This is a genomic window from Streptomyces sp. NPDC002926 (genome assembly GCF_053591755.1).
In genome coordinates this window covers 103,407-117,886 of sequence record NZ_JBSFUK010000009.1, presented here as the reverse complement: position 1 = coordinate 117,886, position 14,480 = coordinate 103,407, and the positions used below count along the sequence as shown (strand labels likewise).

At 70.4% G+C, this 14,480-nt stretch carries 11 protein-coding genes; 8 read left to right on the top strand and 3 right to left on the bottom strand.

The window, feature by feature from the left end:
• Positions 1 to 39: 39 nt before the first annotated feature.
• The 7 genes from ACWDZ6_RS17405 (at position 40) to ACWDZ6_RS17375 (ending at position 10,700) form a co-directional block, all read left to right on the top strand.
• A complete protein-coding gene (locus ACWDZ6_RS17405; RefSeq protein ID WP_451503549.1) occupies positions 40 to 6,375 on the top strand; it encodes an SDR family NAD(P)-dependent oxidoreductase in 6,336 nt (2,111 codons plus the stop codon).
• Between the two features lie 96 nt (positions 6,376 to 6,471).
• Complete coding sequence (locus tag ACWDZ6_RS17400; RefSeq protein ID WP_451503548.1) at positions 6,472 to 6,681, top strand: DUF5988 family protein; 210 nt, start codon at positions 6,472 to 6,474, stop codon at positions 6,679 to 6,681.
• Positions 6,682 to 6,702: 21 nt separating this feature from the next.
• The gene (locus ACWDZ6_RS17395; RefSeq protein ID WP_451503547.1) at positions 6,703 to 6,996 is read left to right on the top strand and encodes a hypothetical protein; all 294 of its coding nucleotides are present in this window, start codon (positions 6,703 to 6,705) and stop codon (positions 6,994 to 6,996) included.
• A gap of 296 nt (positions 6,997 to 7,292) precedes the next feature.
• Positions 7,293 to 7,631 (top strand): antibiotic biosynthesis monooxygenase family protein, encoded by a 339-nt coding sequence (locus ACWDZ6_RS17390; protein ID WP_326654137.1) that lies wholly within the window; start codon positions 7,293 to 7,295, stop codon positions 7,629 to 7,631.
• On the top strand, positions 7,628 to 8,512 hold the full coding sequence (locus tag ACWDZ6_RS17385) for an NAD(P)-dependent oxidoreductase (protein WP_366729775.1): 885 nt from the start codon (positions 7,628 to 7,630) through the stop codon (positions 8,510 to 8,512). The genes ACWDZ6_RS17390 and ACWDZ6_RS17385 overlap by 4 nt, the downstream gene beginning before the upstream one ends.
• Positions 8,509 to 9,459: an amidohydrolase family protein gene (locus ACWDZ6_RS17380; RefSeq protein ID WP_451503546.1), complete on the top strand. Its 951-nt coding sequence runs from the start codon at positions 8,509 to 8,511 to the stop codon at positions 9,457 to 9,459. The genes ACWDZ6_RS17385 and ACWDZ6_RS17380 overlap by 4 nt, the downstream gene beginning before the upstream one ends.
• On the top strand, positions 9,456 to 10,700 hold the full coding sequence (locus tag ACWDZ6_RS17375; protein ID WP_451503545.1) for a cytochrome P450 family protein: 1,245 nt from the start codon (positions 9,456 to 9,458) through the stop codon (positions 10,698 to 10,700). Before ACWDZ6_RS17380 ends, ACWDZ6_RS17375 begins: the two co-directional genes overlap by 4 nt.
• Before the next feature lie 183 nt (positions 10,701 to 10,883).
• On the opposite strand, the gene yczR is transcribed toward ACWDZ6_RS17375, so the two are convergent.
• Positions 10,884 to 12,371, bottom strand: coding sequence for a MocR-like transcription factor YczR (yczR, locus tag ACWDZ6_RS17370; RefSeq protein WP_451503544.1), 1,488 nt, complete (start codon positions 12,369 to 12,371; stop codon positions 10,884 to 10,886).
• Between the two features lie 62 nt (positions 12,372 to 12,433).
• Here yczR and yczE point away from each other — a divergent pair, with 62 nt between their 5' ends.
• Entirely contained in the window at positions 12,434 to 13,330 is an 897-nt protein-coding gene (yczE, locus tag ACWDZ6_RS17365) for a membrane protein YczE (RefSeq protein WP_451503543.1), read from the top strand.
• Here the strand turns inward: yczE and ACWDZ6_RS17360 are convergent.
• The gene (locus ACWDZ6_RS17360) at positions 13,213 to 13,884 is read right to left on the bottom strand and encodes a phosphatase PAP2 family protein (protein ID WP_451503542.1); all 672 of its coding nucleotides are present in this window, start codon (positions 13,882 to 13,884) and stop codon (positions 13,213 to 13,215) included. The two genes, yczE and ACWDZ6_RS17360, sit on opposite strands and share 118 nt — an antisense overlap.
• A complete protein-coding gene (locus ACWDZ6_RS17355; protein ID WP_451503541.1) occupies positions 13,881 to 14,471 on the bottom strand; it encodes a phosphatase PAP2 family protein in 591 nt (196 codons plus the stop codon). Before ACWDZ6_RS17355 ends, ACWDZ6_RS17360 begins: the two co-directional genes overlap by 4 nt.
• Positions 14,472 to 14,480: the final 9 nt, after the last annotated feature.

Below are 14,480 nucleotides of genomic sequence, written 5' to 3'. Positions count from 1 at the left end.
GAAACCGAGCCCGTCCGTCCGGCGGGAGGGGAGGGTCCAATGCTCCAGCGTGAGCACCCTGTGAGCGGGGAGAACCAGCACATCGCCGTAGTCGGTCTGGGGTGCCGCCTTCCCGGCGATGCCGACTCGCCCGCGGCGCTGTGGCAGCTGCTGGCCGACGGACGCGACGCGGTGGGGAGCCCTCCGGCCGGCCGGGCCGAGCCCCGGGCACCAGGTGGTCCGGGGAGCCCCGAATCAGGTAACCCGAGGCTTCGGCAAGGCGGTTACCTCCGGGACGTCGCCGGCTTCGACGCGGAATTCTTCGGGGTTTCCGGTCGCGAGGCGGACGTGCTCGACCCACAGCACCGGCTGCTGCTGGAGGTGACGTGGGAGGCGCTGGAACACGCCGGAATGCCACCCGACCGGCTGGTCGGGAGCCCGACGGGGATCTTCGTCGGCATCAGCTACAACGACTATTTCGAAGGTCTCGCCGGGAAGCCGCAGGAGCTGGAGGGATCGCTCCTGACGAACGGTCATTGCGTCGCCGCGGGACGGATCTCCTACCTGCTGGGGCTGCAAGGCCCCTGCGTCGCGCTGGACACGGCGTGCTCGTCATCGCTGGTGGCACTCCACCTGGCAGGCCAGTCGCTGGGGGCCGGCGAGTGCGACCTCGCGGTGGCCGGCGGTGTCACGCTCATGCTCGGATCCAGGACGATGAGGTCGTTCGCCAGGATGGGGATGGTGTCGCCGACGGGACGCTGTCACACATTCGACGCGGCCGCGGACGGCTTCGTACGCGGCGAGGGGTGCGGTGTCGTTGTCCTCAAACGCCTGGCCGACGCGGTGCGGGACGGTGACCGCGTGCTCGCGCTGATACGTGGATCGGCGGTGAATCAGGACGGCCGGTCCGACGGCCTGGCCGCACCCTCGGCGGCCGCTCAGGAGGCACTGTTCCGGGAGGCACTGGCACGCGCGGGGACCGACCCCCGCGACGTGGGGATGATCGAGACGCACGGCACTGGCACACCGATCGGGGATCCGATCGAGTTCTCGAGCCTGGCACAGGTATACGGGACAGGGCGGGGCCGGTGCGCGCTGGGATCGGTCAAGACGAACCTTGGCCATCTTGAACCGGCCTCCGGGATCAGCGGCCTGATCAAGGCCGTGCTGTGCCTGCGGCATGGGCTCGTACCGCCCAATCTGCACTTCGCCCGGTGGAACCCGGCCATCGCGGCGGAAGGAACCCGTTTCTTCGTTCCCACCCGGCTGACCGAGTGGCCCACCGACTCGTGCTCCCGGCTCGCCGCCGTCTCGTCCTTCGGGTATTCCGGTACCAACGCCCACGTGATTCTCGAACAGGCACCCGCCGCCAACGCCCGCCGCCCGCTTGCCCCTCCCCGGCCGGAGCGAACGGCGCCCGACGTCTTTCTCCTGCCGGCCGGGTCCGCCGGGGTGCTGCCGGCCTCGGCCGGACGGCTGGCCGACTGGCTCGAGAGCGACGGCTCGAGCGTGCCATTGCGCGACGTTGCCCACACACTGGCCCTGCGGCGCTCCCCCGGCCGCGGCCGCCTCGGTGCGGTGGCCGCCTCCCGCGGTGAACTGATCCACGCGCTGCGCTCGTTCACGGCCGGACAGGCACACCCGGGCGTGGTGTCCGGGGCGGTGGCCGCCGGAGTCTCCCGGCGACCGGTGTGGGTGTTCTCCGGGCACGGCTCGCAATGGCCGGGCATGGGACGCACACTGCTCGAGCACGAACCCGTCTTCGCCGCGGCGCTGGCCGAAGCCGACGAGCTGATCGCTGCCGAGGCCGGGTTCTCGGTGCTCGACATGGTGCACTCCGGCGAACCGGTGAACCGATGCGCGCGGGTGCAACCCCTGCTGTTCGCGATGCAGATCGCCCTCGCCGCACTCTGGCGGGCATACGGCATCGAGCCGGCCGCGATCGTGGGCCACTCCATGGGTGAGGTCGCCGCCGCGGTCACGGCCGGAGTGCTGACCCTCGGGGACGGGGTCCGTGTCATCTGCCGCCGGTCCACGCTCCTGACCCGGATCGCCGGAGCGGGCGCCATGGCAACCGTGGGCCTGGACTGCGCCACGGTAGAAGGCGAACTCATCGCCGCCGGCGCCACCGGATCGGTCTCGGTGGCTGTACTTGCCGCCCCCGGCTCAACCGTCGTCGCCGGCGAGAGGGCCGAGGTGGAACGACTGGTTGCCGCCTGGGACCTGCGAGGTATTCCCGCGCATCTGATCGCCGTGGACGTCGCCTCGCACTCCCCCCAGGTGGATCCGCTGCTCGCCGACCTCGCCGCGGCTCTGGCCGGCTTGACACCCAGGCAGCCCCAGGTCCCGTTCTACTCCACGGTCCTGCCCGACCCGCGAGGCATTCCGGACTTCGACGCCGCCTACTGGTGCGCGAACCTGCGTCGCCCCGTCCGGTTCACCGACGCGATCGGCGCCGCGGCCGCGGACCGGCACAACGTCTACGTCGAGGTCTCCCCGAACCCGGTCGTCACCCGCTCCATCACGGACAGCCTGCCCGGTCTCATCGACAACCCTGTCGTCCTGCCCACCCTGCGCCGTGGCGAGTCGGAACCGGCCACCTTCCGGACCCAGCTCGCGGCGCTGCACTGTGCCGGCGTGAACGTCGACTGGTCGCGGCTCTACGCGAACGCCGACCTCTCCGACGTACCCTCCATCACCTTCGACCGCCGGCGTCACTGGGCCGACCTCACCGCCGGCCCGGGCACCGACGCGGGAACGGCCGGCCACCTGCCCGGCACACACGCCGAGGTCCCCGGCGAACAGGTGCGCCACTTCTGGCGGGGAGACGCCGGGACCGCCGCGCTGCCATGGCTGGCGGACCACCGGGTGCACGACAACCCGGTGTTCCCCGGCGCCGCCCACTGCGCCCTCGCCCTGACCGCGGCCTGCGCGGTGTTCGACGCGCCTGCGCAGCAAACCGAGGTCACCGACATCCGGTTCCTGGAGTTACTGCAGCTGTCCGACCACACCGAGGTGGTCACCACCGTGACCGTGACCGCCCCGGACCACGCCTCGTGTGAAATCTTCGGACGCGGTGGCGACGGAAGCTGGGTACGACAGGCGACGGCCGAACTGCGGCATGTCGCCGTACCACCGCAGCCTCCCACGGCAAGGCTGACCGCCCTGCCGGGACAGCATCCGGTCGTCCTCGACCCGGCTTCGCTGTACGCGAGCATGCGCGCCCGCGGCATCGAACACGGCCCGGCCTTCACCGGCATCACGAACCTTCGCATCTCGCGCGACGGCGAGAGCGCCTGGGCGCGCGTCGAGATACCCGCCGCGGCGAAAACAGCGCCACACGCCTTGCGTATCCACCCGGTCCTGGTCGACTCCTGCGCGCAAGCCCTGGTGGCAGGGCTGACCCGTGGGCCCGGCCAGGGCCTGGTCCTCCCGGTCGGGGTAAAGGCGGTACGCATCCTCGGCGACCCCACGACCGCCGTGTACTGCCACGCCCACATCGTGGAAGAGGAAGCCGACAGTGTCACCGGACATGTCAGCCTGCTGGACGAGGCGGGCAAACCCGTGTTCAGCATCGACAGCCTCCGGCTGGTACGCCACGGGGTGGCCGACGCCGCCGACGTCGACAGCTGGTTCCTCGAGACACGCTGGCAACCCGGACCCCGCTCGGAGACGACGGGGACGATTCCGCCGGGAAACTGGCTCGTCATCGGCGAGGCGGACGGCTCCGCCCAGGCGCTGGCCGCCGTTCTGCACGCGGCGGGGGCGACGGCCGACGTACTCGACACCCCGATCGGCGACAGCCCGCTCGGGTCGCACAAGGACATGCTCGTCGAATATTTGGCCGCCCACCCCTCCCCGCACGCGCTGGTGCTGCTGTGCGCGCCACCCACCGAGGGCGGAGATCCGGCGACGCATGCGCTGGGACGCACCCGACGGTTGCTCGACACCGCCCAAGCGGTCGCGTCCGGCTGCCCCGAACCCCCTCGCCTGTACGTGGTGACCCATGGCGCCCAGACCGTCGAACCCGGCGAGACAGTGGATCCCGGGCAGAGCGCCCTGCGTGGACTGGTGCGCGTCCTCGCGTTCGAACACCCGGAAATCCGCGCCACCCATGTGGACGCCGACCCGGACGACGCCGGACTGCACGGCGTGGCGGCCGAACTCCTCGGGGCGGAGCCGGAGGACGAGGTCTCCCTGCGTGGCGGCACGCGCCACATCGCCCGGCTGGACTACGCCCCGCTGACGGACGCCGAACGCACCCGGGCCACCACACGCACAGTGCGCTACGGGACGGACCGCTTCCGGCTCCGGGTCGGCCGCTTCGGAGACCTCGACGCCCTCGAACTCACGGTCGGCGACCGACGCGCCCCGGGACCGGGAGAGGTCGAACTACGTGTCCACGCCGCGGCCGTGAACTTCCGGGACGTGCTCACGGCCATGGGCCTGCTTCCCGGCGACAAGGACGTCCGATACCGGATGGGCTTCGAATGCGCGGGGACAGTGACCGCGGTGGGGCCGGATGTCGAGGCCGTCCACGTCGGTGAGCCGGCGCTCGCCATCGACCTGCGGGGCGGTGCCTTCGGCTCGTTCGTCACCGTGCCCGGCGCTGCCGTCGCGCCCGCACCGGCCGGAATCGAGCGCACCGCAGCGGCAGGGCTCCTCGCCGTATACCTCACCGCCTGGTACGCCTTGCGTCACGTCGCCCGGCTCTCCGCGGGGGAACGGGTACTGATCCACTCTGCCACCGGCGGGACCGGCCTGGCCGCCATCGGCGTCGCCCGGCTGCTGGGCGCCGAGGTGCTCGCCACAGCCGGTAACGAGGAGAAGCGCGGATATCTGCGGGGCATGGGAATCGAGCACGTCATGGACTCCCGGTCCCTGGATTTCGCCGAGCAGACCCGCGCCGCAACTGCGGGCGAAGGCGTCGACGTCGTCCTCAACTCCCTGTCGGGAAAGGCGATCCGGACCGGACTGGAGACTCTGCGTCCGTTCGGGCGTTTCGTCGAGCTCGGGGTTCGCGACATCCTCTCCGACGCTTCCCTCGGGCTGTTGCCGTTCCGGCACAACATCACTCTGAGCACCGTCGACCTCATCGAGCTCCAGCAGAATCGTCCAGAGCTGTTCGCCGTGGTACTGCGCGAAGTGCTCACCGAGATCGCCCGTGGACGGCTGGAGCCCCTGCCCTGCCAGAGCTTCCCGCTCGCCGACGCCGCAGCGGCGTTCCGGCTCATGGCTGGTGCCGGCCATATCGGCAAGCTGGTGCTGACCGTCCCGGACGGAGGCGACACCACAGCGGTGATCCCCGACGGAGCGTCGCCCGTTCGCCCGGACGGCGCCTACATCGTCACCGGTGGCCTGCGCGGTGTCGGGCTGGCAACGGCCCGCTGGCTCGCCGAACAGGGCGCCGCTCATATCGTCCTCAACGGCCGCTCGCCCGGCTCGGAGAGCACCGGGCGGACACTGGAGGAGCTGCGCGCCCGGGGAACCCGTATCACGGTCGCACTCGGCGACATCGCCGAGCCGGGCACCGCCGAACGCCTTGTGGCCACCGCCACCTCGGACGGCTCGCCCCTGCGCGGCCTCATACACGCTGCCATGGTCCTCGACGATGCCGCGATCACCAATATTTCCGAGGACCAGCTGCTACGGGTGTGGCGCCCCAAGGCGACCGGCGCGTGGAGACTGCACGAAGCCACCACCGGGCAGACCCTCGACTGGTTCGTCGTGTTCTCATCCATGGCCTCCCTGTTGGGTAACCCCGGCCAAGGTGCCTACGCCGCCGCCAACTCCTGGCTGGATGGGTTCGCCACCTGGCGGACTGCACGCGGCCTGCCGACTCTCGCCGTGAACTGGGGCGCATGGGGCGAGACGGGTGCCGCCGTCGACTTCGCCTCCCGCGGCTACCAGACCATCCCCACCAGAAAGGGACTGCAGGCGCTGAGCGCTCTACTCGTACACCGGCGGGTACGGACCGGCGTGATCCCCGGCGAACCCCACACCTGGGTACTCCCGGGCGGACGGCATTCGTCGCTGTTCAGCCTCCTCGTCGACGACCAGCCCCAGAACACCGGGCAGGGCAACAGTCCTGACATCCGGAGCGAACTCAGCTCCATTCCGGCGGGCCTTGCCCGACGCACGGCCCTGGAGACCTACCTCGCCGACCACATCCGTGCCGTACTCCGCCTGGGAAACACCACTCTCGACCCCGAGACCCCACTGAAGGCACTCGGCTTCGACTCACTGCTGGCCCTGGAACTGCGAACCCGCCTGGAAACCGGTCTCGGTATCAGAATCGCCACCAACTTCGTGTGGCAGCACCCGACACTGGCGGCACTCGCCACGGGCCTCGCCGACCATATGGGTCTCGCACTCCAGGGTCACGACACTTCGTGATCGCGTCGGCGAGCCGCGCCGCCGGCCCACCCGGCCGCTTCGCCCATCCGGTCCCGCTCCTTTCCGGTCCCGCTCCATGCGCTGGAGGCACGCGCCATGCACCAATCGGGTCTTGTCTTTCTTGAAGGAGGTCCGGACGACCTTCCTCCCGTCTGGGCGGCGCCGCCCGGCGGGTGCGGCGAGCCGGTGAAGATCTTGCGCCACAACGCCTACGAGCATTTTGAGTTCACGCACGAGTACTGCGACCTGCACGGTGTAACACTGCCGGTCTACCGCTGGTCCTACCGCACGTACATCGCCGAATGAGCGCCGGGGACCCGGACCGCCATGGACGGCAGTCCGGGGCGGTTCCGCTGTACCGGACGCCAGGGCATCGCCGGCCAACTCGGCACCGTGGAGCCGGCGTTCGGCGGCCCCGGCGTTCAACGCAGGCCCGGCACCGAGGAACTCGAGCCTGACGACCGGCAGCCCGGGATCGGTCTCAACCTCACCGGCTGCTGTGCGTCGGGCTCCGGCCCCAGGATGGTCCGGGTCGCCGGCACCGAACCGGGCACGTTCGACACAGAGCCCTCTTCCTCCGTCCCGGCGCGGACCGCCGCCCCACGGGGTGCGCGCACTTGAAGCGTCGGACCGGGGCGCATCACGTCTCCCCCGGCCGTTCGTACTCCGGGACGAGCCGGCCTCGCGACAGCGTGGCCGCAATTGATCGTCAAGGGGCGGGCGGGTCCCCGTCGATGGGGCATGAGGCGTCCACGACCGCCTCGGGAAAGGGTCCTTCAACTCTCACTCGTACGGGCTAGAAACCGAGTGAGAGCCCTTGTGCCCGTTGGGCTCTCCCCAGGTCGGAGTTGCGTGGCCACGGGAGCCATGAGTCGGTGGGAATCGGGTTCTGCCAGATCTCACCACCAGGAGGAGACATGAGCACTGCGCAGAAGGGCCAATCGGCCGAGCGACTGTCCGTCGTGTACGCGGTCCACGTCATCGAGGGCGGCGAGCAAGGTTTTCTGGACGTGTATGAGCGAATACGCAAGTCCGTGGCCCGCGTCCCCGGACACCTCATAGACCGGCTGGGAAAGCCCCTCGACGGCTCCCGGCAGTGGGTGATCACCAGCGAGTGGGAGACACCCGAGCACTTCTTCGCCTGGCAGCAGGGTGAGGACCACCGCGCACTGGTGGCTCCGCTGCGCGAGTGGGTCGACGAGACCCAGTCGCTGCGGTTCCGGGTCATTCAGGAGACCGTGGGAGGGAAGGCATGAAGCGCCCCGACGGCCCGGTGGCCGTCCTCGGTCTCGGCACGATGGGAACCGGCCTTGCCACCCGCCTTCTCGACCAGGGCATCCAGGTGCGGGTCTGGAACCGCACCGCGGAGCGGGCGGCGCCGCTCGCCAAGGCGGGCGCCTTCGCCGCGGCCCATCCGGCGGACGCCGTCGAGGGTACGAGCGCTGCCATCTGCACCGTGGCCGACGGCGAAGCCCTCAAAGCCGTGCTGCGCGGACCGGACGGGGTGCTGGCCGGGGGCCCGTACCCCGGATCCCTGGTGTGCGCCAGCACAGTCGCCCCGGAAGAGGTCGTCCGCCTCGCCGGTAACGCACAGTCCGTTCTGGACGTCGGCATGCTGGGGAACCGGGAGCACGCCCGCACCGGCGAGCTCCGGCTGTTCGTCGGCGGCGAGGAGAGGGTCTTCACCGCGGGCCGGCCGCTGCTCGAACTGCTGGGCAAGGATGTGGTCCACCTCGGCGAACTCGGTTCCGGCATGCGGATGAAGCTGCTCCTCAACCTGCTGATGGGGATAGAGGTGCAGGCTCTGGCCGAGGCCGTCGAGTTGGCGGTGGCCGCCGGACTCGACCGGAAACTCGTCCTCAGCACGATCGCGGGCAGCGGCTTCGCCTCGCCGGTCATGGCGTTCAAGTCGAAGCGGCTGGCAGCCGGGCGCTTCGACAAGCCCGACTTCCGGCTGCGCCTGATGGCCAAGGACCTCATGCTCGTCGCGGACCAGGCCGCGGAGGCCGGACTGCGACTTCCGCTCGCCGCCGCAGCCGCGGAGACCCATGTCCGCGCCACCGAGCAGGGATTCGGCGACGAGGACTGTGTCGCGGTCACCCACGCACTCACACCGAAACCGGGAACTCACACATGATCATCGATATCCACGGACACCTGTCCCCACCAGAGGCCGCCCGACGCTTCCCCATGCCCCCCAGCCTCACCGACGTCGACGGCATGCTCGCCGCCCGCGCTCAGGCCGGGATCGACCTCACCATCATCGGCAGTCCGGTCGGCGCCGGCGCGATGGCGCGGGTCCCGGGCGTCGACAACTACGCGCAGCCACGGGACCGGCTGCGGGGCTTCCACGACTGGATGTCGGGCCTGATCGCCAACTTCCCCGACCAGTTGCGCGGATACGTGTACGCCAACCCGTTCGGCGACGACGATCACCTGGAAGGAGTACGGGAGACGCTGGCGGATCCCGCCTTCGTCGGCCTGATCACCACCTCCAGTGTCCACGGCGAGCTGCTCGGCTCTCCGCGAGCCGACTCCTTCTTCGCGCTGGCCGCCGAGACGGGAGTGCCGGTCCTGGTGCACGCCCCGGCCGAACCGATCGGCACGGAGCGGGTCGACGACTTCGGCTTCGTCGAGCAGATCGGCCGGTTCGGGGACATCTCGATGGGCATGGCGATGATCGCGTTCGCGGGGTGGCTGGACAAGTATCCCGGTCTGCGACTGATCGGTGCCACCGGCGGCGGCTCGATGGCACTGCTGACGGAACGCCTGCAGACGGCGGCGCGTCCCCGGCACTGGGGCGGGGGCGCGCCGCCGCCCTCCGCCCCGCCGGCCGCGGACCCGGGTGCGGCGCTGCAGCGGATGTATGTCGACACCAGCACGTTCAGCCCGGCGCACCTGGGCCTCAACGCGGAGGTACTCGGGCCGGAGCGGATGCTGTTCGGCACTGACTCGCCGCCGATGTCCGTGCCCCTGGAGGAGTTCATGCGCATGATCGAGAAGCTGCCGATCGACAAGGCGTCCCAGCAGCTCATCCTCGGCGGCAACGCCGAGGCCCTCTTCGACCTCAGGAGCCGTCCGTGACAACAGTGGATGACCCAGCCGCCGCAGCCGAGCGGTGCACCCCCGAGTTCCGGCGAAACCCGCACCCGGTCTATGCCAACCTCAGGGATTCGGCGCCCGTCTGCCCCATGCGGCCGCCGCACGGCATCGACACGTACCTGATCACGCGGTACAAGGACGCGCGGGCCGCCTTGACGGATCCGCGGCTGAGCAAGGACATGTACGGGGCCATGGACGCGTACCGAAGGATCTTCGGTGACTCCTCCGTGGCTCTGGACGACCACATGCTCAACGCCGACCCGCCCAAGCACACCCGGCTGCGCAAGCTGGTCAACTCCGAGTTCACCCCGCGCCGTGTGGAGGCGCTGCGGCCCCAGATCCAGGACATCGTCGAGACGCTGCTGGACGGATGCTCGACCCGGGAACCGGTCGACCTGCTGCCCGCGTTCGCGTTCCCGCTGCCGATCACCGTGATCTGCGAGCTGCTCGGCGTGCCGTCGGACGAGCGGTCCCAGGTGCAGGTCTGGTCCACCACGGTGGCGCACACCGGGTTCAGCAAGGAGTCCAAGCAGGCCCAGCAGAAGGCGGAGGAGAGCCTGCACGCGTACTTCGCGGATCTCCTCACCCGTAAGCGCAGCCGCCCGGGTGACGACCTGCTCAGCGCCCTGATCGCAGCCCGGGACACGGACGGCGGCCTCACCGAGCAGGAGCTGATCTCGACAGCGTTTCTGCTGATGTTCGCCGGTCACAAGACGACCGCGTACCTCATCGGCAACGCCGTCTACCACCTCCTCTCCCATCCCGCTCAGCTCCGCGCCGTGAAGGAGAACCCGGATCTGGTGGGCCAGGCGGTGGAGGAGCTGGTGCGTTACGACGGCTCGGTGGAGAGCGCGACGTTCCGTTTCGCGACCGAGGATGTGGAGATCGCAGGGACGCGGATTCCGAAGGGCGCCCTGGTCCAGATCGCGCTCAGTTCGGCCAACCGCGACCCGCAGAAGTTCGACTCCCCGGACCAGTTCGATGTGACGCGCCCGGAGAACGCGCAAAGCGCCCATCTGGGGTTCGGGCACGGCATTCACTACTGTCTGGGAGCGCCTCTGGCCAGACTGGAGATGCAACTCGCTCTCACCGGTCTGTTCAGCCGCTTCCCGATGGTGGCTCTGGCCGACCCCACGCGTGAGGCGCCCTGGATGGAGGTTCCGTTCCCGGCCTTCCGTGGCCTCGCTGAGCTGCCCGTCGTGCTGGAGCCTGCTGCGCTGTAACCGACAGCGGGGGGGATGTCGGCATCCTTGTGCCGTCGCCACGCCGTCGCCACGCCGTCGCGATGCCATCGCGATGCCGTCGAGAAGTCCCGTGGTGTGTCCGCCGGTGCGTACGGGGCATCGGCGGTGGTCGGGGCCTGTGAGTCGTCCAGGCACCCGGCGTCCCGCTGTTCCTGCCGGGGCTCAGGCGACCCAGTGCGGCCGCCGGGCAGCGGACGTTGGTGAGGGTCCATCTGCGAGCGCTGTGGCCATGCGGCGCACCGCCTCGCGCAGGGTGTCCGCGGGCATTGTGTACGGGATGCGGAGACGCTGCTCGAAGATGCCCGGGTCGGTGGCGAAGTAGGTACCGCTCTCGATCCGCACCCCGTAGTCCAGTACCCGCTCGGCCAGCGCCGAGGCGACGGGTTCGCCCAGGTCGACCCAGAGCGACAGACCGCCGGGTGGCAGTTGCCAGGTCCACTGCGGAATGTGCTCGGCCAGGGCAGCGGCCAGGGCGGCGCGCTGATCGCGCAGCTGTTCCAGGCGGGGCGGCAACAGTTCCCCGGCCCGGGCCAGCAGGGCCCGGGCGAGCAGCTGGTCCAGGACCGAGCCGCCCATGTCGGTGGCGACCCGCTGGCCGGCGAGTTCGGTGACGAGCCGCGCCGGGGCGCGCAGCCAGCCGATACGCAGTCCCGCCCAGTGGGTCTTGCTCATCGAACCGATGGTGATGACCTGACTGGTTCCACCGGGCGTGGTGCGGGAGGCAAAGGGCGGTGGTGCTGGGACGTCGAGGGCGAGGTCGGCCAGCGTCTCGTCGATGACCAGCCAGGTACCGGAGCGCCCCGCGGCGCGCAGCAGGCGGACGCGCTCCTGATCGGGCATGAGGCAACCGGTCGGGTTCTGGAAGTCGGGGATCATATAGGCCAGTTGGGGTACCGCCTGGCGCAAGGTCGATTCGATGATCTCGATATCCCAGCCGGTTTCGGTCACGGGGACCGACACGGTACGCAGCCGGGCGCGGCGCATGGCCTCCAGAGCGTTCGGGTAGGACGGATTCTCGACCATGACCCGGTCGCCGGGGCGGCACAACACCGCCATGACCAGCGTGAACGCGTGCTGAGCGCCGGAGGTCACCAGGATCTGTTCGGGCACGGTGGCCAGGCCCCGCCGGGTGAATCGCTCGGCGATGGCGGCGCGCAGTCCGGGGAGTCCGTACGGGTGGTAGCCAGGGGTGTGCGCGTGCTCCGCGAGGTGCGGGGTGACCTGCGCGAGGGCCTCGACCAGCGTCTGCCCGGGCAGTCCGGGGGCGGCCCTGGCCAGGTCGATCGCGGTGTCCTCGGGACCGAGGAGCCGGGTGATGCCGTTGGGTCTACGGCCTTCCGGCAGGTCCGTCCAGGTACCGGAGCCCTGGCGGCTGTGTGCGAATCCTCGCTCGCGCAGCAGGTCGTACACGGCGGTGACGGTGGCCCTGCTGGTGTCCAGGGCGGTGGCCAGTTCCCGCTCGGCGGGGAGCCTGACGTGCAACGCGATCCGTCCGTCCAGGATCAGCGCGCTGATCGCCCGGGCCAGGTGGCGATAGGCGGGCCGCTCTCCGGCCGGGTCGGGCAGCATGGCGGCGAGTTGCCGGCTGCCCAGTGCCCGGTCGCTGCGTTCCATCCGCTCCAGGGGATGAAGCGGGTTCGGGTCGGCCATACCAACCACTCCCCTGAGATTGGTCGTGTCATCCGTGCCAATCACTCTACAGACTCGACTCATTGGCCTTGAAGGACGACAAGCATCTGGTGGAGGAGAGCGGTATGGAGCGGGAGATCACCGACGGCTACGAGCGTTGCCCGGGGCGCCGTCGGGCGGAACACGGTGGGGCTCCGAGGAAGCCCCGCGCAAGCCCGTCCCCGCCCCCACTCGGCTACGTCCGCCTCGCCGAAGGTCCACTACGACGCCTCCCCCAGCTGTTCATCGGCCTCGCCCTGTACGGATTCAGCCTCTCGGTGATGGTCCGCGCCGCGCTGGGCGTCAACCCCTGGAGCGTCCTGTACGAGGGGCTGGAGCACCACACCTCCCTGAGCTTCGGCACGATCAGCGCAGTCCTCGGTGTTCTCGTGCTGCTGCTGTGGATCCCCCTCAAGCAGGCGCCGACGTTCGGCACCTTCGCGAACATCGTCGTCCTGGCGTGCTCGTCCGACCTCGGCCTGTGGCTCATCCCCCAGCACCTCGGGCTCCTCACCCGGGTCGGCCTGCTCGTCGGCGGCATCCTCCTCAATGGACTGTCCGTCGCCGTCTACGTCGGCGCGCGCTTCGGACCCGGGCCCCGGGACGGCTTGATGACCGGCGCGTCCACCGCAACCGGGCGCTCCATCCGGCTCGTCCGCACCCTGATCGAGATCACCGTGCTCGCCGCGGGCTGGCTGCTCGGCGGAACCGCGGGCGTCGGCACCGTGGTGTACGCACTCACGGTCGGCCCGATCACCCAGTCCTTCATGCCCTGGTTCGCCTACAACAGCACTGCCGAGCGGGCGAGCCGGGCCACTGGTACTCACTCCCGGCGGGCCGCGGCACGGCAGAGCGGGATCAGCACCGCGCCGAGGCCGAGCCAGGCCAGGGCGAACAGCCATCCGCCGAGAACGTCGCTGGGCCAGTGCACCCCGAGGTAGACGCGGCTCAGGCCGACGGCGATGGCCCAGCTCACCAGGAGCACGCAGCCGGCGTACGCGAGGGCGGGGCGGGCCCTGCCGGCGATGGCCCAGGCCAGCAGTCCTGCCATGAGTGCGAACGTGGTGGCATGGCCGGAGGGAAAAGCGAAGCTGGAGGCGTGGGTGACCCAGTCCGCCGTGGCGGGCCGGGGTCGTCCGATGAGGTGGAGGAGGCCGGAGCGGGCGGCTTGGCCCAGGGCGAGGAATCCGACCGCGCCGACCACCGCGTATATGCGCCCGCGTGTGTCGCGTCCCGCTATGAGTCCGGCGGCCACGGCGCACGCATACGGGAAGACACCGGTGCCGGTCGCGGTGATGCCCCTCGCGAGGGAGACAGCGAGAGCGGGGCGGTGGCGTACGGACCAGACATGCATGCTCCGGTCCAGGGGCAACGGCAGACCGTGGTGGAGGGTGACGACCGTGGCCAGCGCCGCGAAGAGCGTGGCGCAGAGCACCGTGACGCCCAGCGCGGCTGTCCGGCTGATGTGCTTGGCCGTCAGTGTTGTTTCGTTCATCGCGGTGCTACCAGTGGGCGCAGTGGGGTGTCGCGGAGGCGGTCGACGAGTGAGCCGGTGCGGCGTGCCGCCAGTGCCAGGGGCCCGGCGACAGCGGCTCCGACGATCAGGCCGAGGATGACGTCGTGGGGATAGTGGGCTCCCACCCACACACGGGAGAACGCCATCAGCAGCGCCGCTGGAATGGCGATGGCTCCGAGGCGGCGGTGGGTGAGCCAGATGGCCACGGCTGCCGCGGCGGCGATGGCGGCGTGATTGCTGGGGAAGGACCAGTCACCCGGGGCAGGACACGCCTCCAGTGTGACGGTGTGCAGTGTCCGGCAGGGCCGCTGCTCACGCACCAGCGACTTGATCATGGTGTCGGCGGTGAAGGCGGTGACCACGACGAGGGGGGCGGCCAGCGCCATGGCGGTCCGCGGCGAGGCACCGGGCCGTGCGCGCCACCAGGCCGCCAGCATGAGCACGGCGAACAGCGCGAGGCCGTAGGTGGACCAGGCGGAGAGCACGGAGTCCAGCCAGGCAGGCGCGTTCCTGGCGACGTCGGTGATGGACATGTACGCGCCGCCGTCGACGGAGCCTCCGTCCATGGCAACCGC